This window comes from Pseudomonas sp. HB05 (genome assembly GCF_016756915.1).
GTDB classification, from domain to species: domain Bacteria; phylum Pseudomonadota; class Gammaproteobacteria; order Pseudomonadales; family Pseudomonadaceae; genus Aquipseudomonas; species Aquipseudomonas alvandae.
This window is the reverse complement of sequence record NZ_JAESPG010000016.1, coordinates 117,925-142,987: the sequence shown is the minus strand read 5'-3', so window position 1 is coordinate 142,987 and position 25,063 is coordinate 117,925. Positions and strand designations below refer to the sequence as shown.

Genomic DNA, 25,063 nt, shown 5'->3' with positions numbered 1-25,063 from the left:
TCCCTTTGTGGGAGCGAGCTTGCTCGCGATGGCGAAAGCACGGTCAACATAACTACTGAGTACCAAACATCGCCGTCCAATAAATCCCCGCATCGCTCTTCGGGTCCATCGCATACCCGGCCCCCAACTCGCGAAATTGCGGATTCATCAAGTTGGCGCAGTGCCCCGGGCTCGCCAGCCAGCCGTCCACCACCTTCAACGCCGTGTCCTGCCCGGCGGCGATGTTTTCGCCGATGGCTTGGCCCAGGTAACCGGCCAGTTCGGCGCGATCGCCCGGCATGCGCCCATCGCGGTCCTTGTGGTCGAAGAAATTGTTGTTGGCCATGGCGCGGGTGTGATTCACCGCAGCCAGGGCCAGATCGGCGTTCCAGGCCAGCGGTGTCGTGGCGGCGAACGCTTCGGTGCCGCAGCGGCGTGGCTGCGCGCGGGCGCTATTGATCAGCTTGAGCAGTTTCTGGCCTTCGGCCTGCCAATCCCCGAGGCGCGCCGACAACAGTGGGCGAGCCAGCACGATGCGCCATTCCCGGTCCAGTCGACTCACGCCGATGTCCACGAACTGCGGGTCCAGCACGACTTGGCAAAAACTTTCCTGTACAGCCTTCATCGCAGCCTGGGCGTCCCGAGGACCGGACAGGCTGATGGCCTGCACGTTGACCATCGGATAGGCCGCCCGCGCCAACGCTTGCTGCAAATCGCCGATGCCATTGGCCGACAGGATCAACCGTGAATCCATTGCCAGCGGCGGCAGCTCCAGGGAAGCCTGGCCCGCGCAGCTTTGGGATTGGCTGCGGTAAAGATTGATGGACTCGACCAGTTGCGTCTCTTCGGTGGCTGCGGCATTGGCGGCAAAGGCCAGTCCCAGCGACAGCGCGGCAAGACGCATGACGGAAAAAATGGCACGCATGTAAATCTCCCTTGAGCGGACGGCGCCTATGATGCGCAATTTTTGCCCGGCTGGGGCAACGGTATTCACGCTCTCTTGAAATCCCTTGGAACGGCACCGTTGGGTACCGTTCGGGATGATCCTCAAGTAGTGGGATCAATTTTCAGGCGAATAGGTCCATTTTCGTCGTCTCAAGGCCATAAAACTTCAGGATCGTCAGCTCATCCAGTTACCGCCGTCGACGTTATAGGTCTGGGCTACCACATATTCGCTGTCGGCCGAAGCCAGGAAAATCGCCATGCCAACCAGATCCTGCGCGGTGCCCATCCGGCCATAAGGCACCTGTTGCCCGACCTGACGCTTCTTTTCGCCCAAGGGCAGGTTTTCATGACGGGCGAACATTGCGTCGACGCCGTCCCAGTGCTCACCGTCCACCACCCCTGGCGCAATGGCGTTGACATTGATCCGATGCTTGATCAAATCCAGCCCGGCGGATTGGGTCACGCTGATCACGGCAGCCTTGGAGGCACAGTAGACCGCCACCAGGGCCTCGCCACGGCGGCCGGCCTGGCTCGCCATGTTGATGATCCGGCCGCCGTGGCCCTGGCGGATCATCTGGCGGGCGGCGGCTTGCAGCGTGAACAGTGCGCCGGCGACGTTGATGGAGAACAGCCGCTCGTAGCTCTCCCGGGTGATCTCGACGATGGGCGCCAGGTCGAACAGCGCCGCATTGTTGATCAAGATGTCCAACTTGCCTGCCCGGGCCACGACGGAATCGATGGCCTGGTCGATTGATGCCTGATCGGTCACGTCCATCCTGACGGCATAGGCGCTGTCGCCCAATTCAGCGGCAGTCTCCCGGGCCCGATCCAGGTCGATATCGGCGATCGCCACAGTGGCGCCTTCATCGACATAGGCCTGGGCGAACGCCTTGCCAATGCCACGGGCAGCACCGGTGACCAGCGCGCTTTTTCCTTGCAGTCGTTTCATGGGGGAGATCCTGTCCTGAATAAAAAAATGTGTGTCTGTGAACCGTTGTGGTGAGGGAGCAAGCTCCCTCACCACGGGAATGGCCATGCCATTATTTCTTTGGGTATCCGGCCCGTTTCATTTCCCGTTCGGTGCTCGATTGCGCCGACGCCAGGGCTTGTTCCACGGATATCTGGCCAGTGAGCGCGGCGGTAAACAGCTTGCCAACCGATGTACCAATGGCCTGGAACTCGGGAATGGTCACGTACTGGATGCCCACGTAAGGCACTGGCTTGGCCGTGGGGTGCGCCGGGTCGGCTTTCTGCATCATTTGCAGCGTGATTCGCGCAAAGGGCGCGGCGTTCAGGTAGGCGTCGTTGTACGTGGAAGTACGAGTGCCGGGTGGCACGTTGCTGATGCCATCCTCTTTGGCAACCAATTGCACGTAGTCTTTGGAGGTGGCCCAAGTGACGAAAGACTTGGCGGCGTCCTTATGGCGGGAGCTGGTTGGAATTGCCAGCGACCATGCGTACAGCCAGGACGCGCCTTTGTCTGTCACTTGCGTAGGAGCCGCGGCGAAGCCGACGCGGTCGGCCACCTTGCTCTGGCTGGTGTCGGTGATGAACGAGCCGGCGACGCTTGCATCGACCCAAATGGCGCACTTGCCGCTGTTGAACAACGCCAGGGTTTCGTTGAAACCATTGCTGGTCAGCCCCGGCGGTCCATATTTCTTTAGCGTATCGACGTAAAAGCTCGCGGCGGCCTTCCATTCCGGGCTATCGAATTGCGGCTTCCACTGCTCATCGAACCAACGAGCCCCGAACGTGTTGGCCAGGGTACTGAGCAAGGCGATGTTCTCGCCCCAGCCGGCCTTGCCGCGAAGGCACAGGCCGTACTGATCCTTGTCGGGCTGATGAAGCTTGGCCGCGTATTCGCCAAGCTGGCCCCACGTGGGGTGCCCGGGCATGCTGAGCCCGGCCTGCTTGAAGAGATCGGTGCGGTAGTAGGTAACGGTGCTTTCGCCGTAAAAGGGCAGGGCGTAAAGGGTGCCGTTGACTGAAAGCCCCTGGCGCACCGAAGGAAATATGTCTTCCATGTCATAGGCGGCGGGCAGGTTGGTCATCGGTTCGAGCCATTGCTTGGCGCCCCATAGCGGGGTTTCGTAGGTGCCGATGGTCAATACGTCGAATTGCCCGCCCTGGGTGGCGATATCGGTGGTCAGGCGTTGGCGCAGGACATTTTCTTCGAGCACCACCCAATTCAGCTTGATGTCCGGATGCTCGGCCTCGAATGCTTTCGAAAGCCTTTGCATGCGAATCATGTCGGCATTGTTGACGGTGGCGATGGTGATGGTTTCGGCGGCGTGGCCGGCCAGGGCGAAGGACAGCCCCGCGGACATGACGAGCGCCTTGCGCAGCATTTTCATGGGTTTCTCCAGAGCTGCGCCTGGGCGCAGGATTATTATTGTTGTAAAGCCATGGAGGCAGGACCGACCTGCCAGCCGTCCATGGCAAGCCGATTACATCAGCGCCGTCAAAGGCCGACAAATGCGAAAAGGATCGACTGCAGGTACTTTTTTAACCTCGGCGGGCACTGTTAAAAAAGTATCAGTGGCCGGTCGGTTCAAGGCTGGCGTACCGCTGTGCGATCGACGTAAGGTGCCGCCTATAACGATAAAGAGGCGCGACATGCCTGATCACCGAACGCTCCTGTACGACCAGCGACCGGCCGAACTGGAAGTCATCCTGCCCGAGCCCGAACACAGCTTTCGCTGGTACGAGCATGACTATCCCTACGCGATGGCGCGCTGGAACCATCACCCGGAATTCGAGATCCACTTGATTCGCCACGGCAGCGGCAGGCTCCTGGCAGGTGACTACATCGGGCCCTTCGGCCCCGGCCATGTGGCGATGATCGGTCCGGATTTGCCCCACGACTGGATGGGGGACCTGGCGCCGGGCGAGTGCCTGGCTGGGCGCGACGTGGTGTTGCAGTTCGACGGTGCCACGCTGATGTCGATGCGTCAGACGCTGCCGGAACTGGGTGATCTGCACAGGTTATTCGAGCGCGCCCGGCGAGGGCTGGCCTTCAGCGGCGACACAGCGCGCCAGGCGGCGTACCTGCTCGAAGCGATCGGACCGGCCCAGGGGCTGGCGCGCCTGGCATTGTTTTTCGAACTGCTCGATACCCTTGGCCGCGCCAGCGAGCGCGAGGTCCAATGCCTGGCAAGCCCGTGCTATGCGCCTGCCCTGGATGCCCGCAGCTCGGCGCGCATCCAGAAAGCCTTCGAATATCTGCAAGCCGAGCTCACCGGCGACCTTCGAGTGTCGGTGATCGCCCGGCAACTGGGCATGAGCGAACCTGGCTTCTCACGATTTTTCAAACGCATCACCGGTCACGGATTCATCGACCTGATGCGCAAGCTCCGCGTCCAGCGTGCCTGTCGATTGCTGTCCCACAGTGAAATGGCCGTGACTGACATCTGTTTTGAAGTCGGCTACAACAACCTGTCCAACTTCAATCGGCACTTCCGCATCGAAACGAACCAGACGCCCAGCGACTATCGCCGTAGCGTCATGGCGGCGGGCACGACGGACTGAGCCTCAACAAAATCCGTGGCGAGGGAGCAAGCGCCCTCGCCACATGCCTGGACTTGGCTCATTCATCGCTCACGAGCTGATGCTTTTTCAACCGATAGGCGAACTGCGCCCGGCTCAGCCCCAGCGACCGAGCAGCCGCGGCGAGGTTGCCGTCGCTCATCTGCAAGGCTTCGTTGATCAGGCGTGATTCCAGGCCATCAATGCTGAAATCCGCTCCCGATTGGCGTAGGGACTGCAGCAGCGATGTTCCGGTCGTGCCATCGCTCGCTGCCTTGGCCGATGGCGAGAGCCCGCCGTTGCCATCGACCGAATACGCGTCCACGGGCAGTCGCTCATCGCGAAACAGGTGAACCAGGTCGATGGCCTGGCCTTCTTCGCTGGCAATCAAGCCTCGCTCGATAAGGTTCTGCAATTCCCGCACGTTGCCGGGGAAGTCATAGCGCAGCAGCATCTTCAAGGCGCGCATGGTCAGGCCCACGGGGGTACGGCCATATTCCAGGCAAAATCGCTTGAGGAAGGCATTGATCAGCAGCGGGACATCATCGCGGCGTTCGCGTAGAGGCGGCAGGGCGATGGGGTAGACGTTGAGCCGGTAGAACAGGTCTTCACGAAAATCACCCTGCGCCACGGCTTTGCGCATGTCGATGTTGGTTGCCGCGACGACCCGCACATCGACCTTGATCCCATGTCCACCGCCGACTCGCTCGATTTCCCGTTCTTGCAATGCGCGCAGCAGCTTGCCTTGGCCAGCCAGGCTCAGGCAGGTGATCTCATCGAGGAACAACGTGCCGCCGTTGGCCCGCTCGAACCGGCCGGGACGAGAATGGGTGGCCCCGGTGTAGGCACCGCGCTCGACGCCGAACAGTTCGGCTTCGATCAGGTTGTCCGGGATGGCCGCACAGTTGAGTGCGATGAATGGACCGTCGCGGCGCCGGCTCAGTTGGTGCAGTTGGCGCGCGAACATTTCCTTGCCCACCCCGGACTCGCCGCTGACCAGGACGGTGGCGGGGGTCAGGGCCACTCGCTGCAGGGCCTGGGTGGCGGCATTGAATGTCGCACTCGCGCCGATCAAGGGCTGTTCACTGTCCGGCAGCGGGACGCTGCTGGCGACACCCTCGGTCCGTGCGCCCGGCTCCAGGGCCACCGCCGGTTGCGACGCGTTGAGGTAACTCAGGTCGCGCTCGATGTCGCCCCATTGCTCGGCGGTCTTGCCAACGACCCGGCAGCGCTCATGCCCCATGCCCCGGCATTCCACTTCGCGAAAGATCACCAGTTGCCCAAACAGGCCACTGACGAAACCGATGGCATAGCCCAACTCAGTCCAACACACCGGATCCTGCCCGGTGCCGAAGGCGGCGACATGCTCGTCGGCCTCGCAGGAGTGGTGCCAGAGAAATTCGCCTTCATAAAACCCCGAGTCCGCATCGAACTTGAAGTGCAGGGGTTCTACCTTGGTCATGCCTTCCAGCGTATGCAGGTGCGTGCCGGCGCGAAACACGGCGGCGGCATCGGCCCGTGGCCAGCGCTCGCGAATCAGCCGGGCGTCCCGCGCGCCAGAGGTGTAGCCCGTGCGAGTGAGCATGCCGCGCGCCTGCTCCAGCCCCTGGCGCCCGATGATTTCCCGGCGCAAGGCGCCGAACGACGAGCTGTGCAGCAGCAACATGCGCTGGTCGTTGAGCCAGATGCGCCCGTCGTCGGGAGAAAAGAACAGGCAGTCCGCCAACTCCGCCGGGGTGGGTGAGCTGCTGTCGTCCAGCGAGTTGCTGTCGCCCCTTGGGCGAAACGGTTCGGCGGCGAAGCGGTGATCCGGCAGCGGACAGTGGGGATTGTTCATTGTTATGCCCCTGATGGCGGGGTGATCGAAATGATCACCTGGCGAGATAGTTATTAAGCATAACTTTATCAAATGAACAAGCGGTGGCTGGCCAACGGCCAGGTTGCCGAATGACCCATCCGCGCCGCATCAGGCGGAGATCCCCAGGCCAGAGCCTTGCGCCAGGTTTATCCAGCGCCCTGGCACAAATCGGCACAGCGCTTGCTCAGGCACCCGTACGGCGTTTGCCTCGATACCTTCCAGGTGCGGCAAACGATGACAACAACAAAGAGCCGGGAGTTTTAAATGTCTGCATCCAAAAGCCAACTGCTGTCCCAGGTGATCGAGTCGGAATGTGTCTTCAACGGTGATTGGGTGAAGGCGTCGGGCCCTATGCGTTCAATCATCGAACCGGCCACCGGTGAGCGGCTGATGTACAGCGCCACCGCCGACACCGCCGACATAGCCAAGGCCAGTCGCGACGCTGCCTTGGCCCAACCGGCATGGGCGGCACTGGGCCCGCGGCAACGCGCGGCGATCTTCCGCAAAGCCGCCGACGTGGCCGAGCAGGCCTTTGACGAACTGGCGCTGTATGTCGCCCGGGAAACCGGCGCGGCGCTGTTCAAGGGCCAGCATGAGGTCCGCGAAGCGATTGTGTTACTGCATCAGGCAGCGGGCATGTTGTCCCAGGCCCACGGGGTGGTGCTGCCCAGCGAAGCCGGGCGCTTGTCTTATGCGCGTCGCCAGCCACATGGCGTGGTCGGGGTGATTTCGCCCTTCAACTTTCCCCTGGTGCTGTCCATGCGTTCTGTCGCGCCGGCCCTGGCGGCGGGCAACGCGGTGGTGCTCAAGCCGGACCCGCAGACCCCGGTGAGTGGCGGTTTCCTTATCGCCCGGTTGTTCGAAGCCGCAGGCTTGCCCAAAGGCTTGCTGCAGGTGTTGCCCGGGGCGGCGGACGCCGGTGAGGCGCTGTGTCGTGATCCCAACGTGCGCATGATCGCGTTTACCGGTTCCACCGGTGCCGGTCGCAAGGTTGCTGAAGTGGCCGGGCGCAACCTGAAGAAAGTCGCGCTGGAGCTGGGCGGCAAGAACCCGCTGATCATTCTGGAAGACGCCGACCTCGACCTTGCGGCCCGTAACGCGGCCTGGGGCGCCTGGCTGCACCAAGGCCAGATTTGCATGGCCACCGGCTTGATCCTTGCCCATGAATCCATCGCTGCAGAGCTGACCCGCCGACTCGTGGAGAAGGCCCAGGCCTTGACCGTCGGCAACGCCGCCCAGGGCGAAGCGGCGCTGGGGCCGCTGATCAATCAGCGCCAGTTGCAACGGGTCCATGACATCGTCAGCGACAGCGTGCGCGCCGGGGCGCGACTGGAAACCGGTGGCAATCACGATCGGCTGTTTTATCAGCCCACCGTGCTCAGCGGCGTGAAGCCCGGCATGCGGGCCTTCGACGAGGAGGTGTTCGGGCCTGTGGCAACGGTGGTCAGCTTCGCCACCGATGACGAAGCCATCGAATTGGCCAATCGCACCGAGTACGGCTTGGCGGCGGCGGTCATTTCACCGTCGGTGGGCCGGGCCATGGCGATCGGTGAGCGCTTGCAGTGCGGCCTGTTGCACATCAATGACCAGACCGTCGCCGACGAGTGCATCAACCCGTTCGGCGGGCGCGGCGCCTCGGGCAATGGCGGCAATGTGGGCGGTCCGGCGGACTGGGATGAGTACACCCAATGGCAGTGGGTGACGGTCAAGGACAAGGCGCCCATCTACCCGTTCTGACAAGCCGGTTGTATCGGGGCGGATGAGCTGAAGGCCCTGCGAGCAGACAACAATAACAAGAGGACTCAACATGAAACTCGACAACAAGATTGTGCTGGTAACCGGCGTCTCGTCGGGCATCGGCGCCGCCACGGCGAGCCTGCTGCGAGCCCAGGGCGCCCAGGTGATCGGCGTCGACCTCAAGGCGCCGCACATGACCCTGGACGGTTTTGTGCAGGGCGATTTGAGCAGCGCCGAGCACATCGACAGGCTGCTGCCGCAGCTACCCGCGCGGTTCGACAGCCTCTGCAACATCGCCGGGGTGCCGGGCACCGCCAATCCGCAACTGTTGGCGCGGGTCAACTACCTCGGCTTGCGTCACTTGAGCCAAGCGTTGCTGCCGCGCATCAACGCGGGCGGCAGCATCGTCAACATCGCCTCGATCCTGGGTGCCGAATGGCCATTGCGCCTGGAACAGCACAAGGCGCTGGCACGCATCGACAGTTTCGCCGCCGGGCAAGCCTGGCTGGCCGAGCATCCGGTGCCGGCCCCGACCTGTTACCAGTACTTCAAGGAAGCCTTGATTGTCTGGACCTATGTGCAGGCCCAGCCCTGGTTCCTCGAACATTCGGTGCGCATGAACAGTGTCGCGCCAGGCCCGGTCTTCACCCCCATTCTCGATGACTTCGTGAGCATGCTCGGCGAGGCCCGGACCCAGGCCGATGCCCATCGCATTAAACGTCCTGCCTACGCCGATGAGGTGGCGGCGGTGATCGCCTTCCTGTGTGCCGACGAATCGCGCTGGATCAACGGCGTCAACTTGCCGGTCGATGGAGGATTGGCATCCACCTACGTCTGAAGGGCTTATCCGTAGCACGCGGCGCAAGCCGCTATCCGAAAATAACAATAATGAGAAACCTCCATGGATAACGTCAAAGATTGCCTTGGTTTCAAGCAGTGCGCCCTGTTCCTGGCGTTATGCAGCGCCGGTGTGATGGTCGAGACGGTCGAGGCCATGCAAATGGACCTGGGCGATTCCGACTGGAAACTGCGCTGGGACAACACCATCAAGTACAGCCAGGCCTGGCGCCTGCATGGGCAGGACAGTCGCTTGACCAACGCGCCCACCGCCAACGGCCTGTACCCGTCGATCCAGAGCCAGGGCGACAAGAATTTCAGCAGTGGGCTGGTCTCCAACCGCCTGGACCTGTTTTCCGAAATGGACCTCAGCCGGCAAAACTACGGGCTGCGGGTGAGCGGCGCGGCCTGGTACGACGACATCTACAACCAGGACACCGACAGCAGCGAACAACCGCATTTCCTCAGCGAAACCCGCAAGCTTCATGGTCGCGACGCGGAAATCCTCGACGCCTTCGTGTTCTTGCGCGGCGATCTGGGCGAAGACTCCCAAGGCGTCGCGCGCCTGGGCCGACACAGCCTGATCTACGGCGAAAGCCTGTTCTACGGCGGCAACGGCATCGCCAATGCCCAGGGGCCGACCGATGTGGTCAAGTTGCTCAGCGTGCCGGGCACACAATTCAAGGAAATCCTGCGGCCGGTCAATCAGATCTCCGGGCAGTTGCAGATCAACCCGCAGTTGTCGGTGGGCGCCTACTATCAGTTCGAGTGGGAACGTTCCAACCTGCCCGGCGCCGGCAGCTACCTGAGCGATGCCGATCCCATCGGTTACGGCAGTGGTCCGCTGCGCGAAGTGTTCGGCAACGACACGGTGAATGGCGGCGACCTGAAACCGCGTAACTCGGGGCAGGGCGGTATGCAGATCCGCTTCAAACCGAGCGGCACTGAATTGGAACTGGGTTTCTACGCGGCCCAGTACCATGACAAAGCGCCAATCGGCTTGTACGCCTATTTGGACGGCCCGGCAGCGGCGGCCAGCGGATTGCCGATCCTGGGGTCCTACCGCCAGGTCTATGCCGAAGACATCAAGACCGCTGGCATGAGCTTCTCCACGGCCTACGGCCCGTTCAACTTCGCCGGTGAAACCTCGGTGCGCTGGAACGCGCCGCTGGTGAGCAACCTGCAAGTGGTGGCTCCCGGCGTCGAAGCCGATGGTGGCGACAACGCGTTGTTTGCCAGGGGCAAGACCGCTCACGCCAACCTGTCGGCGATTTACCTGCTGTCGCCCACCGCGTTCTGGGACGGCGGCTCGGCCCTGGCTGAACTGGCGTGGAACCGCACCTTGAGCGTGACTGAAAACGCGGCCGCGCTGGACTCCAACACCACCCGCGATGCCACGGCGCTCCGCGTCCTGATGGAGCCGGCGTACTTCCAGATCATCGATGGGATCGACCTGACCGTGCCGATCGGGATGGGGATCGTGCTTGATGGGCGCTCCTCGGCGGTCAACAAGTCCGGCTTCGGCAATACCCACTCCGGCGACTGGAGCGTCGGGCTCAAGGCGACTTATCTGCAACGCTGGGACGTCGGCCTCAACTACGTGAATTTCTTTGGCGCACCGAAAGCCGGGCTGCGCGAGGACGGCAATTTCAGTTACGGACAGTCGTTGGCCGACCGCGACTTCGTCTCGCTCTACGTGAAAACCTCATTCTAATAAGGTGGATTCGCCATGCAGAACACAACATTCCTGAACACCTGCCTCCTGACCCTGGCGCTGGCCAGCACGGGCCTGGCGCAGGCGGCGGTGGCGCCTGATCAGGCCGCGCGCCTGAAAACCGACTTGACCCCCTTCGGCGCCGAGCGTGCCGCCAATGCCGATGGCAGCATTCCGGCCTGGCAGGGCGGCTACACCCAGGTTGCGCCCGGCTATAAACCGGGAGACAAACGACCGGACCCATTCACCGGGGAAAAACCGCTGTACTCGATCAAGGCCTCGAACATCGAACAGTACGCCGGCGAATTGGCCGAAGGCACCAAGTTGTTGCTGAAGAAATACCCGGACTATCGCCTCGACGTGTACCCGACCCATCGGTCGGCGGCCGCGCCGCAATGGGTCTATGACAACACCGGCAAGAACGCCACCCGCGCCACGCTGGACGTGGACAGCGAAAAAGTCTCCAACGCCTACGGTGGCATTCCATTCCCGATCCCGGAAAACGGTGCGCAAGTGTTGTGGAACTACCGCTTGTCCTGGCAGGGCGGTGACACCATCAGCTCGCCGTTCGATACCTGGCTGATGACCGCTGGTGGCAAGAAAGTCCAGGCGACCCGGGCCCAATACACGTACCAGTTTCCCTACTACGTCGAAGGCGGCAGCCCGGAAAACTATTCGGGCAAGTACCTGCTGGGCAAGCTGTTCACCGAGTTGCCGTCGTCCAAGGCCGGCGAAGGCCTGATGACCCATTGGGACCTGGACCCGGCCAACCGTGCGGCCTGGCAGTACCTGGTCGGCCAGCGCCGGGTTCGCCGGGCGCCGAACATTGCCTATGACACGCCGGACTTCGTGACCTCTGGCGTCGGCCTGTTCGACGAAGCGTTCATGCTGTTCGGGCCGACCGATCGCTACGACCTCAAGCTGGTGGGCAAGAAAGAGCTGATCGTCCCTTACAACAATAACCGCGCCGCACTGGCCAAGAGCGACGATCTGGTCAGGGTGAATTTCCTCAACCCGGATCTGGTGCGCTGGGAGAAACATCGGGTCTGGGTGGTCGAGGCCACGCTCAAATCCGGCAAGCGCCATGTCGTGCCGCGCCGCACCTACTACGTCGACGAAGACTCCTGGCAGATCCTGATGGCCGACGGTTATGACGCCCAAGGCAAACTCGGTCGGCAGATGTATTCGTTGACGCTGCTGGCGCCAGACCTGCCGGCCCTGACCGCACAGGTCATGTGGGGCAGCTACAACCTCGACACCGGGGCCTATTTCCTCAACTCATCGAGCAACGACTTGGCGGTTCAGTACCAGAAAGTCGCCAAGCCTTCTGCGTCGTATTTCACGCCGGACGCCATGGCCAACGAAAACATGCGCTGAACCTGTGGCGGCCGTGTCGCGGCAAATGCGCCGCGGCCGCTTGTGATTTTCCAGGCGAGATAAAGACATGAGCGTTGAAAGAATCTTTGCGTGGTGCGGTCCGCTACGGAGCGTTTGCGCCTTGGCGTTGTGCCTGTTGGCGAGCGGGCCCTGGGTCGCACAGGCCACGACATTGACCGTGCTGCAGCAACCGGCGATACCGACGGCCAAGGCCCAGCGCGCGGTATTGCTCGGGCTGGCCCGGGCCGGCGAACGCCTGGTGGCGGTCGGCGAGCGTGGGATCGTGCTGCTTTCGGATGACGCTGGCGTCAGTTGGCGCCAGGCCCAGGTGCCGGTCAGCGTCAGCCTGACGGCGGTGCAATTCGTCGATGCCGAGCAGGGCTGGGCGGTCGGTCACCTGGGGGTGGTGCTGCATACCCAGGACGGCGGTGAAACCTGGCAAAAACAACTCGACGGTGAGCGCGCCATCGCGCTGGCGGTGCACGTTGCCGAGCGCGACGCCCATCAACCGGGCGGCGCCGGCAACCTGGCCCAGGCCCGGCACATGCTCGATGACGGACCGGATAAACCGTTCCTGGACCTGTACTTCAGCGACCGCCTGCACGGTTATGTCGTCGGCGCCTACAACCAGATCTACCGCACTGACGATGGCGGGCGAAGCTGGCAACCGTGGATGCAACATGTCGACAATCCCCAAGGGCTGAACCTGTATGGCATCCGCGCCCTGGGCAACGATCTGTTGCTGGTGGGAGAGCGCGGCTTGCTGTTGCGTTCGACCAATGCCGGACAGTCATTCCAGGCGCTGAATTCCCCTTACGAGGGCAGCTTTTTCGGCCTGCTCGCGACGCGCGATGGGACCTTGATTGCTTACGGCCTGCGGGGAAATGCCTGGCGCTCCGATGACCGTGGCAACAGCTGGCGACGTCTTGATACCGGTCTCGAATCGACGCTGGCGACTGCCGTGGAACTGCGCGACGGCAGCCTGTTGTTGGCCAGCCAGAGTGGCGAGCTGCTCTTCAGTCATGACCAGGGCCGCAGTTTTGACAAACGCCAGGTTCGCAGCGGTGGCACTGTCGCTGCCGTGCAACAGGCGGTCGACGGCAGCCTGGCCAGCGTCGGCTTGAGCGGCGTGGCCGCTGACCAGGACCCGCGGGCGTCCGGTAAACCTTGAAACTTCACGGTGTAGCGCTATCGAGCCACGGCTCGCGCAACAGGAGTCAACCTTGAAAGACGACAAAACCCAAACCGTGATCGGCCGCCAGGAAGACTTCGACCGGGCGTCGGGCAACTTCGCCGAGCGAGCGATCTTCAACCATCGACCGCTGGTGGTCCTCCTGTGCCTGTTGGTGACGCTGGTGCTCGGTTGGCAAGCCACGCGCATCGGTATCAACGCCAGTTATGAGAAGACCATTCCCACCGAGCATCCCTACGTTGCCAATTTCCTCGAGAATCGCAGTGAACTGAGCGGCCTGGGCAACTCGCTGCGCATCGCTGTGGAAGTCAGGGAGGGGAGCATCTTCACCAAGGACTACCTCGACACCTTGGCCAAGCTCAACGACGAACTCTACCTGCTGCCGGGTGTGGATCGGCCCTACATGAAATCACTGTGGACGCCGACCACGCGCTGGACCGCCGTGACGGAAGAGGGGCTGGACGGCGGCACGGTGATTCCCGATGACTACGATGGGTCGGCGACCAGCCTTGAACAAGTGCGGATCAACGTGGCCCGCTCCGGCGAAGTGGGTCAATTGGTCGCCGGCAACTTCAAGTCCAGTGTGATCTTCGTGCCGTTGCTGGAGATCAATCCACAGACCGGCAAGGCGCTGGACTATGGCGAGTTCTCACGGCAACTGGAGGCACTGCGAGACAAGTATCAAACCGCTGACCTGCGGATTCATATCACCGGGTTTACCAAGATCGTCGGCGACCTGATCGAAGGGATGACCCAAGTCCTGTTGTTCTTCGTGGTGGCGGTACTGGTGACGGTACTGGTGCTGTTTGGCTACACACGTTGCGCGCGCAGCACCTTGGTGGTGGTGATCTGTTCGCTGGCCGCCGTGCTTTGGCAACTGGGCCTGCTGGCCTTGCTCGGTTATGAGCTGGACCCATATTCGGCACTGGTGCCGTTCCTGGTGTTCGCCATCGGCATGAGCCATGGCGCGCAGAAGATGAACGGCATCATGCAGGACATCGGCCGTGGCACCCACCGGGTGGTCGCCGCGCGCTATACCTTCCGCCGATTGTTCGCCGCCGGCATTACCGCCTTGCTCTGCGATGCGGTGGGCTTTGCGGTGCTGCTGCTGATCAACATCCGGGTGATCCAGGACCTGGCGATCACTGCCAGCCTCGGCGTAGCGGTGCTGATCTTCACCAACCTGATCCTGCTACCGATCCTGCTCAGCTACATCGGCGTCAGTCCGGCGGCGGCCCAACGCAGCCTGAGTGCGGAAACCACCGAACAGCAGGCGCAGATCAAGCATCCACTGTGGCGTGCGCTCGATCTGTTCACCCAACGGCGCTGGGCCGTTGGCGCCATGTTGACGGGTTTGCTGCTGGCCGCGTTTGGTTTTGCCGTGAGCCTGCACCTGAAGATCGGCGACCTGGACCCTGGCGCGCCGGAGCTGCGTGCCGACTCGCGCTACAACCGCGATGCGCTGTTCATGACGCAGAACTATGCGGCCAGCTCGGACATCTTCGTGGTCATGATCAAGACCCCGGAGGATCAATGCACCCGTTACGCCAGCCTGTCGGCGGTCGATGCGCTGGCCTGGCGATTGGAGCAATTGCCCGGAGTGGAATCGACCACTTCGATGGCGGCGCTGAGCAAGATCGCCACGGCGGGCTATAACGAGGGCAACTTCAAATGGTATGAACTGATCCCCAATGACGGCGCCCTGGGGGCCGTGCAAACCCGCGCGCCGCGAGAGCTGTTCAACCAGGGTTGTTCGATGCTGTCGCTGTACATCTACCTGGCCGATCACAAGGCCGACACCTTGAGCCGGGTGGTGGAGGCCAGTGAGCAATTTATCGCCGAGCACCGGGTGCCGGAGGTCAAGTTCATGCTGGCGGCCGGTAGCGCGGGGATCGAAGCGGCGACCAATATCGTCGTGAAGAAGTCCATGCGTGAGATGCTGTTCTGGGTCTACGGTGCGGTCAGTCTGTTGTGCCTGCTGACCTTCCGCAGCTGGCGCGCGACCCTTTGTGCGATGTTGCCGCTGATGCTCACGTCGATCCTGTGCGAGGCGCTGATGGTGGGGCTGGGCATGGGGGTGAAAGTGGCGACACTGCCGGTCATCGCGCTGGGCGTGGGCATTGGTGTTGATTATGCGTTGTATGTGTTGAGCGTGATCCTGGCTCGGATGCGGGCCGGCGATACCTTGGCCCAGGCGTATTACCAGGCGCTGCTGTTCACGGGGAAAGTGGTGTTGTTGACCGGTATGACGTTGGCTGTGGCGGTGTCGACCTGGGCGTTTTCGCCGATCAAGTTCCAGGCTGACATGGGGATTCTGCTGGCGTTCATGTTTTTGGTGAATATGCTGGGGGCTTTGATTCTGTTGCCGGCGTTGGCTTGGTGGTTGTTGCCGCGGGAGGTGTTTGCAAAAAAGCTTGAGTTGAGTCGGTGGGGGCGGTGGGTTCGGGGGTAGTACGTTTTTAATGGCGTGTATATCCGTTATTTGCGTAACGGCGGCTTATGGTTCCGCTCTTACAGCGGGTCACTTTTGAGAAGCGCAAAAGTAACCAAAACGCTCTTGCCCCACCACTCGGCACCTCGCCTAGGCTCGGTGTGCCCTCACTCCGGCCTTGCTCCGTGGGCCCGCCGCGATGGGCCATCCATGGCCCGGCGCGGCTATCCCGGCATCCATGCCGGGATGCCCACTGCGCAAGACCTGCGTTCGGCCAGCGTGGTTTAACGGGGCGCTGAGATCAAGATCAAGATCAAGATCCAAAGCAAGAGCAAGAGCAAGAGCAAGAGCAAGAGCAAGAGCAAGAGCAAGAGCGGGGCATCAGCCAGGATTTATTTGGCTGAACCACCGCTTTCGCGAGCAAGCTCGCTCCCACATTTGATCGTCAGCAGCTACAAAAATCATGTACACCACAGCCCCCTGTGGGAGCGAGCTTGCTCGCGAAGAGGCCGGTACATGAAGCATCTTCATCGACTGACACTCCGCCTTCGCGAGCAGGCTCGCTCTTACAGGGCAAAAAGCGGAAAACGCTACTTGCAAACATAAACCTTGCGCACATAAACCCCGCTCTTCCAGGCGCAAGGAGCCCCCCGGGGGACAAACACCGTATCCCCAGTCCCCACCGCCAACCCCGTGCCATCCGCCAGTTGAAGAACGATGTTGCCCTCGGTCAAATGCATCAGCTCATGCATCGCATGCGGCCTCGCCCGGCGGGTGTAGGGCGTCGAGTCCCAGATGCCGATGCGCAGGTTCGTCGCTTCTTCGATAAACAGATTGTTCGAACGGCATTGCGGTGTCGGCCCCAGCAGGATCTCTTCACTCGGAGGCGTCGAGGGCGAGAGCAATGTTTGTGGCGCAAGGAACGTCAGCCCGATATTGCCCACTTCGACAGGCTGGATATCGGCGCAGAAAGCCCAGAGAGAATCCGGTTGTGCCTCGATCCGGATCGACGTACCACGGGCAATCACGGCGCTGTCTCCCGGATTGAGTCGGAGCGTCTGTTCCTGGCTCCGCAGGGTGACCTGTCCCGCGTGCACCACGATCGTTTCGCTGTAGGGATATTCATCGACGCTGAACTCGCCACTCGCGTGGACCACGCCGGCAGCGATGTCATCCGCCGCGACATAGGCAATGCGCCGGTCGAAAGGGTCGTTGGCGCCCAATGAACCGGAAGTGAACGCGGTTGAGGCCGGGCGGCCGTCGGCGTGGGCCAGCAGCACTGCGGTGGGCTCTAGCATGATGCGGTGTCTCCGAGGGTAATAACGATGAAGGGGAGGTCAGCCGATGGCCTGGGTCACCAGGGCAAACTGATGGACGCCGCCACTGGCCTGCGGCGGGGTACCACGGGCCATTTGTGCGACGGTGTCGACTTGCTTCAGTCCGGCTTCTTCAAGCCAGGGCCCCAGCCCGCAATCGGACGGAATGTCCATGCGCAGGAAAGCGTCCGGTGCCCGGGCCAACAGCACCGCGATCAAATGCTTGGCCTGTTGTGGATTTTCCGCGACGACCGGGCCGATATAACGACCACGACCGAAAGCGCGCAGGAGGGCGAAGGCGCGTAGCTGGCCATCGCGCTCGATACCGATGGCGTGCTCGGTACTGTCGAACAGATCGTTGAGCACGGCGCGCCTGTCCAAGCCGCTGCCCGCGTTGGCCAGTTCGATTTGCTGGCGTCGATCGGCGTTGGTCAATTCGCGGCAGCGTTCGTCAGTTGGCAGGGCAGGAACGGCGGGGACAAGTACGTGGCCCTGATGCTGTTGGATATGCCCAAAATCAACGAAGCCCTGGCTGGCATAAAGTGGGGCGCCGGCCAGCGTCGCGTTGAGCATCGGGATTTTCGATCCGCATGCCTCGAGTGCCAGCTCCATGAGCCTGCGACCGATGCCTTGGCCCTGGTATTCGTCACTGACGATCACCAGGCCGATCGTGGCGTAGTCACCTTGCGCACAGGTGAACGCGGTACCGATCAGGCGGTCGTCGTCCTGCGCGACGAAACCCTGCGAGACGCGTTGCAGCATGGCCCAGTCTTCCAGGCGGTGGGGCCATTTCAATTGCACGGACAAGGCGTGGGCCGATTCCAGGTCGGCGCCGGTCATGGGGCGAAAGGTATACGCGGGGCGTTGCGAGTTAGGCATGACTTAGCTCCGTGGACAGGGCCGAAACCGGTGGGATTTCGCCGCTGAAAGTGTGTGTATCTCACCTGCCAATTGGCCTGGCAAGGGGCCGGCAATGATTCGGCAGATTGCATGAGTGGCGTCGTCCATGGCCGCAGTTCTTGCTCAAATCCGCAGCACGCACGGCAATAAATTCCAGCGATCTTGCGTCGAAAAAAAGGCAAGCCCAGATCAATAACAGCGCTTGCGATCAACCTCGCCGAGCATCGATTCATTGCGTTGATGCCGACGGATATTGTCCAGCAATACGCCAAAGGCAGTTTCAGGTTGGGTCATCGCCGCGATATGCGGCGTCAGCCAGATTTGCGGGTGTTCCCAGAAAGGGTGATCCGGCGCCGCTGGCTCCTGTTGCAACACATCGAGCACCGCCGCACTGAGCTGGCCGCTGGCAAGCGCTTCAAGCAGATCCGCTTCCACCAGGTGTGCGCCCCGGCCCATGTTGACCAGGGCGGACCCCTTGGGCAGATGCTGGAACAACCGGTGATCGAGAATCCCTCTGGTCTGCTCGGTCAATGGCAAGACGCACAGCACGATGTCGCATTGGCCGAGAAACGCCGGGAGCTGTTCGCTACCGGCAAAGCAGTCCACCCCGGCGATGTGATGCTCGCTGCGCGCCCAGCCTGACAAGGCAAAACCAAAGGTCTGCAAGGTGCTGAGAATCTGCCGGGCCTGCGTGCCGAGGCCCATCACGCCGACCCGGCGCTTGGCGGCCGGCTGCAGCAGATGAGCCTGCCAGCACCGGGCCAACTGTTGCTGGCGATAGCGGAGCATATCCCGGTGCAGCCCGAGGACGGCGAAACTGGCGTATTCGCACATGCCTTGGGTGATGCCCGGGTCAAGTAGACGTACCACTGGCAGGGAAGCAGGCAACTGGTCGAGGTCGAGCTGGTCGACCCCGGCCGACAGCGCGAACAACACCTCGAGGTTCGGCAACAGGGCTTCGAGGTCGTCCGGCGCCTGCCAGGCGGCCAGGTAGCGAATATCATGCGGATCGCCGATGTCGGGCCAGGCACGCCATTCGATGTCCGGAGCGTGCTCGGCGAATAGACGTTTCCATTGTTCACCGCGTACCGGGTCGGCTTTATAAAGCAGGGCCATGGATGACTTCTCACACTGGATCGGGAACCTCCAGCATGCCCGAGTGGCGAAGCAGGATGTTTCGAAAGCGCCGGCATAACTGCCTGCCACTGCGGTGTTGAAGGCTTTTATCGGCAGATTCCATGGGGCTGGAGCCGGATGATGGAATCTGCTGTTTAGCGGGGTGAAAACAGTCGATCCGAATTTCCCGGAGGCCAAGTTCGGCTTAGACAATTGCGTCGAACGCTTAACCTGTGGGACACATCGCAGCCGTTTCCCGGTTGCCTGGTTCACTGTGGGAGATGCCATGAACAGTAAAGTCGAAGAAACCCCGAACTTGCTTCGTCAACGTGATCAATTCGTGCCCAGGGGATTGGTCACCGCGCATCCGCTGGTCATCGACCGGGCTCAGGGCGCAGAGGTCTGGGATGTGGACGGCAAGCGTTATCTGGACTTCGTCGGCGGCATCGGCGTCTTGAACATCGGCCACAATCACCCGAACGTGGTCGCCGCAGTGCAAGCCCAGTTGCAAAAGGTCAGCCATGCGTGTTTCCAGGTGGTGGCCTACAAACCCTATCTCGACTTGGTGAAACGCCTGTGCGCATTGGTCGGTGGCCAGGACGCCTACAAGGCGGCGCTGTTCACGTCTGGCGCCGAGGCGGTGGAGAACGCGGTGAAGATCGCTCGCGCCCACACCAATCGGCCAGCGGTGATTGCGTTCCGTGGCGGATTTCATGGGCGTACCTTGCTCGGCACGACGCTGACCGGCATGAGCCAACCGTACAAGCAGAACTTCGGGCCTCTCGCTCCGGAGGTGTTTCATACGCCGTACCCGAACGCCTATCGCGGTTTCACCAGCGAGATGGCCTTGCAGGCCCTTAACGAATTGCTGGCGACCCAAGTCGCCCCGGATCGGGTCGCGGCGATCATCATCGAGCCGGTGCAGGGTGATGGCGGCTTCCTTTCCGCGCCGCCGGAATTTCTCCAGGCGCTGCGCCGCCTGACCGAGCAACATGGCATCGTGCTCATTCTCGACGAAATCCAGACCGGTTTCGGCCGCACCGGCACCTGGTTCGGTTTCCAGCACGCCGGGATCCAGCCGGACCTGGTGACCGTCGCCAAGAGTCTCGCCGGCGGCTTGCCGATATCAGGCGTCGTGGGACGTGCGCAGATCATGGATGCGCCGTTGCCCGGTGGCCTGGGTGGCACCTATGGCGGTAACGCCCTGGCGTGTGCGGCCGCGTTGGCGGTGATCGACACTTACGAGCAGGACCGGTTGATCGAGCGCGGCCAGCTATTGGCCGAGCGTTTGCGCCAGGGCCTGCTGCGCTTGCAGGCACGTTACCCACGTATCGGTGACGTGCGCGGTACCGGTTTCATGTTGGCCATCGAATTGATCAAGGACGATGAAGCGCGCAGTCCTGATGCCGAACTCACCCAACAACTGATCGATCAGGCCAGGGTAGGCGGATTGCTGGTGATCAAATGCGGGGTGTACCGGAATGTGCTGCGTTTCCTTGCGCCCCTGGTCACTGAAGAAAATCAGATCGACGACGCCCTGGTCATACTTGAAGCCGCGTTGTCACGGGTGTTGAGTTGATTCCAGGTCTCGGTCGGCGCTGCGCCGACCGAAGGCCTTTGGAGCACATGGATGCATCACGGGAGGCGACACACATGCACCTGACTGATTATCGCGCGCTGCTGATTGATTGCGACGAAGTCCTGGTCGATCGGGACTCCGGTATCTGGACGGCCTTGCAACCTTTGCTCGAAAGCCACCCAGGCGCGCTTGCCAGGGAAGCGGTGCTGGCAGAGTTCGACGCGGCGGTGCGCGGGCTCTATCCGCGTTTTTCCGAGCTGGGTTTCAGTGGCCTGTTGTGCTTTGCCCACCGTCAGTTGGCCGAGCGCCTGGGGCTCAAGGCCAACTGGGAGGAGGGCATGAGTTTTGCCCGTTCGGCCAGTACCTGGTCGCTGTTCGAAGACGCACCCGGTGCCATGTTGTACCTGCGCAAATTCTATCGACTGCTGGTGTATTGCGACCGCGACGCCGAAGACCGTGACAGCCTCTGCGAGCGTTTGGGCATTCCACCCGAGGACCTGCATTCACGGGCCATCAATCCGCTGGAAGACGAAGCCTGGCTGCTGGCGAACACGCTCCAGCCTGAGCACATCATGCAGGTGTCCAAGGCCTCCGAGCGCTTACAGAAGTCGGCGGGGTTATGCCTGATCCGCCGTGGCCCGGAACAACCCACCGAAGAACAATCCGCCGATTTCCACATCACCAGCATGGCGGATCTGGTGGCCCAGCATCAGCTATCTTTGCGACGTTGAATTTGCTAAAACCACTGTCACTGAACGGCAATAATGGGGTACCCGATGGAAGGTTTAATCAAACTAGACCGAATTGATATCAGTATCCTTGTCGAACTTCAGAAGGACGGTCGAATGACCAACGTCAGCCTTGCCGATGCCGTGGGGCTGTCCTCCAGCCCTTGCCTGCAGCGGGTCAAGCGCCTTGAGTCGGCCGGCTACATTTCCGGGTACAGAGCGCACCTGAACCTGGCCAAGATCACCGATTCGGTGACGGTCTTCACCGAAATCACCCTCAGCGACCATAAACGCGAAGACTTCGCCAAGTTTGAATCCAACATTCGCCTGGTCGACGAGGTACTTGAGTGCCATTTGATCAGCGGTGGCTACGATTACCTGGTGCGTTTCATGACATGCAGCATCCAGCATTATCAGGAAGTGATCGAAGGGCTGCTGGACAAGAACATCGGTATTTCCAAGTACTTCAGTTACATCGTCATCAAATCCCCGGTGCTCAAGGACGGGGTGCCGCTGCGCAGGCTATTGCGCCACTGATTCGCTTGTGAATCAGCGCCCGGGCGCCTTGTTCTCCACCAGACAGTTGCCGCCATCCACCACCATGACCTCACCGGTGATGTAGCTGGACTCAGCGGATGCCAGGAAAGCCACCAAGGCGGCGACTTCTTCGGGGCGTCCCGCCCGGCCCATTGGCGTATAGCCCGCTGCATGGGCTTCTTCGGCGGTGGTCGAGCCGGTAGCGATCCAGCCGGGCGCGACGCAGTTGACCGTGATTCCCTGGCGGGCCACTTCCAGCGCCAGGCCCATGCTCATGCCGACCATGGCCGCCTTCGCGGCGCTATAGGAGGCCTCGCCGGGGTTGCTGCACCGCGTGCCAGTGGTGGAGCTGATATTGACGATGCGTCCGTAATTGCGCGTCTGCATGCCGGGCAGGACGGCACGGGTCAGTAGGAACGCTGTCGTGACGTTTCGGGCCAGGGACAGGTTCCACGTTTCCAGGTCCAAAGTCGCCACCTCGGCAAACGACTCCGGGCTGCCTTGCATGGCCATGCCCGCGTTGTTCACCAGCACATCGATGCGCCCCCACACTGACTCGGCCCACAGGCCGAACTCACGCACTTGTCGTTCATCGGTGAGGTCAAGGGCCCGTCCTTCGACTTCAAAGCCTTCGCCCCGTAGCTCTTCGACACGTAGCGCAGTGCGCGCGCTGCTGGCGGTGACGATCAGCCTGGCACCGGCGGCGCCCAGCCTCCGTGCAATCGCCATACCGATTCCCATCTCGCTGCCAACCCCGCTGATCAGTGCCACGGGGTTCTTTCCGGGTGTGTCTGGCATGGCATTTCCCAGTTGTTTTTGTGAGGGCTACGGAGCAAGGCAGCGGGTGACAAGAGCCGCCGGCCAGTATGGCATCTCGGAAACGATTTCTGACAAGAATGTCAGGCAGCGGTCAGTCTCCGGACACCTTCACTGTCTAGACTCTTTAGGTTGCCCCGCTTCCGGAGAGGAGATACCTGATGCGCTTGCTCATTGTCGAGGACGAAGAAAAAACCTCTTCCTATGTTCACCGTGGCTTGAGCGAGCTCGGCTACATTGTCGATGTCGCGACGAATGGCATCGATGGCCTGCACTGTGCGTTGGAAATGGAATACGACGTGGTGATCCTGGATGTCATGTTGCCGGGCAAGGACGGCTACGGCGTGTTGCAGGGGCTGCGCCTGCGCAAGAAAACCCCGGTCATCATGTTGTCGGCAAGGGGCACGGTAGACGATCGCGTCCGGGGGTTGCGAGAGGGCGCCGATGACTACCTGGCCAAGCCCTTTTCCTTTGCCGAACTGGTCGCGCGCGTCCAGGCATTGATCCGGCGGCGCGCCGATGACGCGGTCGATCCCACGCACCTGCGCATCGACGACCTGGAGGTCGACCTGCAGGCTCGCAAGGTCACACGTGCCGGGTTGCGGTTGGACCTGACGGCCAAGGAGTTCTGTCTGTTGAGCCTGCTGGCCCGGCACCAGGGCGAGATTCTTTCCAAATTGATGATTGCCGAGCAGGTCTGGGACATGAATTTCGACAGCGACGCCAACGTGGTCGAAGTGGCGATCAAGCGTGTGCGCGCCAAGGTTGATGCGCCGTATCCGCGCAAATTGCTACATACCGTCCGGGGGATGGGTTATGTGCTGGAGAGCCGCGAAGCAAGTGACAGGCAAGTCGGTGCGCTGTGATGAAAAGCTCGATCTCCAAGCGGCTCGCCCTGATGTTTGCCCTCGCGGTCATGCTCATCACCGCCGTCTGCGCGACGTTGTTGCGCTGTTCCTTGAAACAATCGCTCGAAGACCAGATGCAAAACGAGCTGACCCTGCGCCACTCGGTTCTCGACCCGGTGCTGGCGAAATATGACTCTCCGGAATTCTGGGTGGGGCTGCGGCAGAAGCTCGACGGCCTGACGCCCGCCGACGAACGCGTGCGCTATTGGGTCCTGGTGGACAATCCGACGTACAGCTATGGCGGTGCGATGCCGGATGGCCGGGACTGGTCGACGCGCCCGGATGGATTTTCCAGCGTCACCATACCTGGCCGGGACCGCCCCATGGTCCTGCTGGTCGAGACCATTGCCGCCATGGGAAGCCGCCCGGAGTTGCGTTTTATCGTGGGGCTCGACTCAACGCCGTTCATGAAGACCCTGGATCATTTCACCAAGACATTGATCCTCACGTCGGCGCTAGGCGTAGTGCTGGTCGCACTGCTGGGCTATTGGATCGCGCGTTTTGGCCTGGCACCCGTCCGGCGCTTGAGCCGCCAGGCCAACAGCCTGCCGCCGGGGGATTCGAAACAACGCTTGGACACCGAGGCGCTGCCTGGGGAATTGCAGGAACTGGCGGTGTCGTTCAACGGTGCCCTGGCGCGCCAGGAAGCCGCCTGGTGCCAGCTCGAAGGGTTCAACGCCAATGTTGCCCATGAACTGCGCACGCCCTTGACCAACCTGATCGGCCAGACCCAGGTCGCGCTGGCCCACGGACGAGACGTGAATGAGCTTCAGGACTTGCTGCAATCGAACCTTGAAGAGCTGGAACGGATGGGCACCATTGTCAATGACATGCTGTTCCTGGCGGGCGCGGAAAGCGGGCAGCGGGCCACTGAACTCAGCGACGTTTCGCTCTGCGAGGAGGCGTCGAAGACCGTGGAATACCTGGAACCGGTCTTGCACGACAAGCAACTGAACGTGGTGATCCAAGGCGACATGCGGGTGCGTATTGACCGACGCCTGTTCCATCGATCCCTGGCCAATCTGATCCAGAACGCCGCGCGATACGCTGTGCCGACCAGCACGATCACGGTGAGCCTGGTCAGCCATGGCATGCAGGCCAAGGTCAGCGTCTCCAATGCCGGTGAGCCCATTGAAAACGTGCATCTGGAACGTCTGTTCGAGCGTTTCTACCGAGCCGATGCCGCGAGGGCCAGGAGTGACGCACATCATGGCCTGGGGCTTTCCATCGTGCGGGCGGTAGCCTCCATGCACGGCGGGCGGGTGTTCGCCCATAGCAAGGACGGGGTCAACACCTTCGGGTTCTCTCTGACGAGCCAGCCAGCGCGTTAATCAACTCAGCGTCCCCGCTGGCCGGACCGCCGCTTTCGCGAGCAAGCCCGCTCCCACATTGGATCTCCAGCGAACCTGAAACCCATGCCCGCCACAACCCCCTGTGGGAGCGAGCTTGCTCGCGAAGACGCCGGCACATTCGGCATTGATGTGACAGAGCCACCGCTTTCGCGAGCAAGCCCGCCCCCACACTGGTTCTTCAGCGAACCTGCAACCCATGCCCGCCACAACCCCCTG

20 protein-coding genes are annotated in these 25,063 nt (G+C 61.9%); 12 read left to right on the top strand and 8 right to left on the bottom strand.

Features of this window, described 5'->3' with window-relative positions; all coding sequences use genetic code 11:
* Positions 1-52: 52 nt before the first annotated feature.
* The 3 genes from JMN22_RS15580 to JMN22_RS15570 all read right to left on the bottom strand — a co-directional run bounded on the left by JMN22_RS15580 (position 53) and on the right by JMN22_RS15570 (position 3,278).
* Positions 53-904: a CAP domain-containing protein gene (locus JMN22_RS15580; RefSeq protein ID WP_198796461.1), complete on the bottom strand. Its 852-nt coding sequence runs from the start codon at positions 902-904 to the stop codon at positions 53-55.
* Positions 905-1,099: 195 nt separating this feature from the next.
* Positions 1,100-1,873, bottom strand: a complete 774-nt coding sequence (locus JMN22_RS15575) for an L-iditol 2-dehydrogenase (RefSeq protein WP_030138933.1) — start codon at positions 1,871-1,873, stop codon at positions 1,100-1,102.
* Between the two features lie 91 nt (positions 1,874-1,964).
* Complete coding sequence (locus tag JMN22_RS15570; protein ID WP_198796462.1) at positions 1,965-3,278, bottom strand: ABC transporter substrate-binding protein; 1,314 nt, start codon at positions 3,276-3,278, stop codon at positions 1,965-1,967.
* A gap of 262 nt (positions 3,279-3,540) precedes the next feature.
* Here JMN22_RS15570 and JMN22_RS15565 point away from each other — a divergent pair, with 262 nt between their 5' ends.
* Positions 3,541-4,452, top strand: a complete 912-nt coding sequence (locus JMN22_RS15565; protein ID WP_030138931.1) for an AraC family transcriptional regulator — start codon at positions 3,541-3,543, stop codon at positions 4,450-4,452.
* A 58-nt stretch (positions 4,453-4,510) separates the two neighbouring features.
* Here JMN22_RS15565 and JMN22_RS15560 read toward each other — a convergent pair whose 3' ends face one another.
* Positions 4,511-6,286 carry a sigma-54-dependent Fis family transcriptional regulator gene (locus JMN22_RS15560; RefSeq protein WP_030138930.1) on the bottom strand — a complete coding sequence of 592 codons (1,776 nt, stop codon included), beginning with the start codon at positions 6,284-6,286 and terminating at the stop codon, positions 4,511-4,513.
* 285 nt (positions 6,287-6,571) lie between these two features.
* Here JMN22_RS15560 and JMN22_RS15555 point away from each other — a divergent pair, with 285 nt between their 5' ends.
* The 6 genes from JMN22_RS15555 (at position 6,572) to JMN22_RS15530 (ending at position 15,616) form a co-directional block, all read left to right on the top strand.
* Positions 6,572-8,044 (top strand): benzaldehyde dehydrogenase, encoded by a 1,473-nt coding sequence (locus JMN22_RS15555; protein WP_198796463.1) that lies wholly within the window; start codon positions 6,572-6,574, stop codon positions 8,042-8,044.
* A 70-nt stretch (positions 8,045-8,114) separates the two neighbouring features.
* Positions 8,115-8,882, top strand: coding sequence for a coniferyl-alcohol dehydrogenase (locus JMN22_RS15550; protein WP_198796464.1), 768 nt, complete (start codon positions 8,115-8,117; stop codon positions 8,880-8,882).
* 63 nt (positions 8,883-8,945) lie between these two features.
* Entirely contained in the window at positions 8,946-10,595 is a 1,650-nt protein-coding gene (locus JMN22_RS15545) for a DUF1302 domain-containing protein (protein WP_030138927.1), read from the top strand.
* 15 nt (positions 10,596-10,610) lie between these two features.
* Positions 10,611-11,972 carry a DUF1329 domain-containing protein gene (locus JMN22_RS15540; RefSeq protein ID WP_030138926.1) on the top strand — a complete coding sequence of 454 codons (1,362 nt, stop codon included), beginning with the start codon at positions 10,611-10,613 and terminating at the stop codon, positions 11,970-11,972.
* 67 nt (positions 11,973-12,039) lie between these two features.
* Positions 12,040-13,143: a WD40/YVTN/BNR-like repeat-containing protein gene (locus JMN22_RS15535; protein ID WP_198796465.1), complete on the top strand. Its 1,104-nt coding sequence runs from the start codon at positions 12,040-12,042 to the stop codon at positions 13,141-13,143.
* A 52-nt stretch (positions 13,144-13,195) separates the two neighbouring features.
* Positions 13,196-15,616 (top strand): efflux RND transporter permease subunit, encoded by a 2,421-nt coding sequence (locus tag JMN22_RS15530; RefSeq protein ID WP_198796466.1) that lies wholly within the window; start codon positions 13,196-13,198, stop codon positions 15,614-15,616.
* Positions 15,617-16,185: 569 nt separating this feature from the next.
* Here JMN22_RS15530 and JMN22_RS15525 read toward each other — a convergent pair.
* The 3 genes from JMN22_RS15525 to JMN22_RS15515 form a co-directional block, all read right to left on the bottom strand.
* Positions 16,186-16,893, bottom strand: a complete 708-nt coding sequence (locus JMN22_RS15525; RefSeq protein ID WP_198796467.1) for a cupin domain-containing protein — start codon at positions 16,891-16,893, stop codon at positions 16,186-16,188.
* Between the two features lie 39 nt (positions 16,894-16,932).
* Positions 16,933-17,790, bottom strand: coding sequence for a GNAT family N-acetyltransferase (locus JMN22_RS15520; protein WP_198796468.1), 858 nt, complete (start codon positions 17,788-17,790; stop codon positions 16,933-16,935).
* A gap of 210 nt (positions 17,791-18,000) precedes the next feature.
* Positions 18,001-18,927, bottom strand: coding sequence for a 2-hydroxyacid dehydrogenase (locus JMN22_RS15515; protein ID WP_198796469.1), 927 nt, complete (start codon positions 18,925-18,927; stop codon positions 18,001-18,003).
* Between the two features lie 286 nt (positions 18,928-19,213).
* On the opposite strand from JMN22_RS15515, the gene gabT reads away from it, so the two are divergent.
* The 3 genes from gabT to JMN22_RS15500 all read left to right on the top strand — a co-directional run bounded on the left by gabT (position 19,214) and on the right by JMN22_RS15500 (position 21,771).
* Positions 19,214-20,506, top strand: coding sequence for a 4-aminobutyrate--2-oxoglutarate transaminase (gene gabT / locus JMN22_RS15510; protein ID WP_198796470.1), 1,293 nt, complete (start codon positions 19,214-19,216; stop codon positions 20,504-20,506).
* Between the two features lie 74 nt (positions 20,507-20,580).
* Positions 20,581-21,237: an HAD family hydrolase gene (locus JMN22_RS15505; protein ID WP_198796471.1), complete on the top strand. Its 657-nt coding sequence runs from the start codon at positions 20,581-20,583 to the stop codon at positions 21,235-21,237.
* A gap of 45 nt (positions 21,238-21,282) precedes the next feature.
* Complete coding sequence (locus JMN22_RS15500; protein ID WP_008146530.1) at positions 21,283-21,771, top strand: Lrp/AsnC family transcriptional regulator; 489 nt, start codon at positions 21,283-21,285, stop codon at positions 21,769-21,771.
* Positions 21,772-21,783: 12 nt separating this feature from the next.
* Here JMN22_RS15500 and JMN22_RS15495 read toward each other — a convergent pair whose 3' ends face one another.
* On the bottom strand, positions 21,784-22,569 hold the full coding sequence (locus JMN22_RS15495) for an SDR family NAD(P)-dependent oxidoreductase (RefSeq protein WP_030138918.1): 786 nt from the start codon (positions 22,567-22,569) through the stop codon (positions 21,784-21,786).
* 179 nt (positions 22,570-22,748) lie between these two features.
* On the opposite strand from JMN22_RS15495, the gene JMN22_RS15490 reads away from it, so the two are divergent.
* Entirely contained in the window at positions 22,749-23,453 is a 705-nt protein-coding gene (locus tag JMN22_RS15490; RefSeq protein WP_030138917.1) for a heavy metal response regulator transcription factor, read from the top strand.
* A complete protein-coding gene (locus JMN22_RS15485) occupies positions 23,453-24,826 on the top strand; it encodes a heavy metal sensor histidine kinase (protein ID WP_198796472.1) in 1,374 nt (457 codons plus the stop codon). Before JMN22_RS15490 ends, JMN22_RS15485 begins: the two co-directional genes overlap by 1 nt.
* The last annotated feature ends 237 nt before the right edge of the window (positions 24,827-25,063 follow it).

Excerpts from the sequence above, each read along its gene's own strand:
- JMN22_RS15580 (WP_198796461.1), bottom strand. The coding sequence starts at position 904 with ATGCGTGCCATTTTTTCCGTCATGCGTCTTGCCGCGCTGTCGCTGGGA.
- JMN22_RS15575 (WP_030138933.1), bottom strand. The coding sequence starts at position 1,873 with ATGAAACGACTGCAAGGAAAAAGCGCGCTGGTCACCGGTGCTGCCCGT.
- JMN22_RS15570 (WP_198796462.1), bottom strand. The coding sequence starts at position 3,278 with ATGAAAATGCTGCGCAAGGCGCTCGTCATGTCCGCGGGGCTGTCCTTC.
- JMN22_RS15565 (WP_030138931.1), top strand. The coding sequence starts at position 3,541 with ATGCCTGATCACCGAACGCTCCTGTACGACCAGCGACCGGCCGAACTG.
- JMN22_RS15560 (WP_030138930.1), bottom strand. The coding sequence starts at position 6,286 with ATGAACAATCCCCACTGTCCGCTGCCGGATCACCGCTTCGCCGCCGAA.
- JMN22_RS15555 (WP_198796463.1), top strand. The coding sequence starts at position 6,572 with ATGTCTGCATCCAAAAGCCAACTGCTGTCCCAGGTGATCGAGTCGGAA.
- JMN22_RS15550 (WP_198796464.1), top strand. The coding sequence starts at position 8,115 with ATGAAACTCGACAACAAGATTGTGCTGGTAACCGGCGTCTCGTCGGGC.
- JMN22_RS15545 (WP_030138927.1), top strand. The coding sequence starts at position 8,946 with ATGGATAACGTCAAAGATTGCCTTGGTTTCAAGCAGTGCGCCCTGTTC.
- JMN22_RS15540 (WP_030138926.1), top strand. The coding sequence starts at position 10,611 with ATGCAGAACACAACATTCCTGAACACCTGCCTCCTGACCCTGGCGCTG.
- JMN22_RS15535 (WP_198796465.1), top strand. The coding sequence starts at position 12,040 with ATGAGCGTTGAAAGAATCTTTGCGTGGTGCGGTCCGCTACGGAGCGTT.
- JMN22_RS15525 (WP_198796467.1), bottom strand. The coding sequence starts at position 16,893 with ATGCTAGAGCCCACCGCAGTGCTGCTGGCCCACGCCGACGGCCGCCCG.
- JMN22_RS15520 (WP_198796468.1), bottom strand. The coding sequence starts at position 17,790 with ATGCCTAACTCGCAACGCCCCGCGTATACCTTTCGCCCCATGACCGGC.
- JMN22_RS15515 (WP_198796469.1), bottom strand. The coding sequence starts at position 18,927 with ATGGCCCTGCTTTATAAAGCCGACCCGGTACGCGGTGAACAATGGAAA.
- gabT (WP_198796470.1), top strand. The coding sequence starts at position 19,214 with ATGAACAGTAAAGTCGAAGAAACCCCGAACTTGCTTCGTCAACGTGAT.
- JMN22_RS15505 (WP_198796471.1), top strand. The coding sequence starts at position 20,581 with ATGCACCTGACTGATTATCGCGCGCTGCTGATTGATTGCGACGAAGTC.
- JMN22_RS15500 (WP_008146530.1), top strand. The coding sequence starts at position 21,283 with ATGGAAGGTTTAATCAAACTAGACCGAATTGATATCAGTATCCTTGTC.
- JMN22_RS15495 (WP_030138918.1), bottom strand. The coding sequence starts at position 22,569 with ATGCCAGACACACCCGGAAAGAACCCCGTGGCACTGATCAGCGGGGTT.
- JMN22_RS15490 (WP_030138917.1), top strand. The coding sequence starts at position 22,749 with ATGCGCTTGCTCATTGTCGAGGACGAAGAAAAAACCTCTTCCTATGTT.
- JMN22_RS15485 (WP_198796472.1), top strand. The coding sequence starts at position 23,453 with ATGAAAAGCTCGATCTCCAAGCGGCTCGCCCTGATGTTTGCCCTCGCG.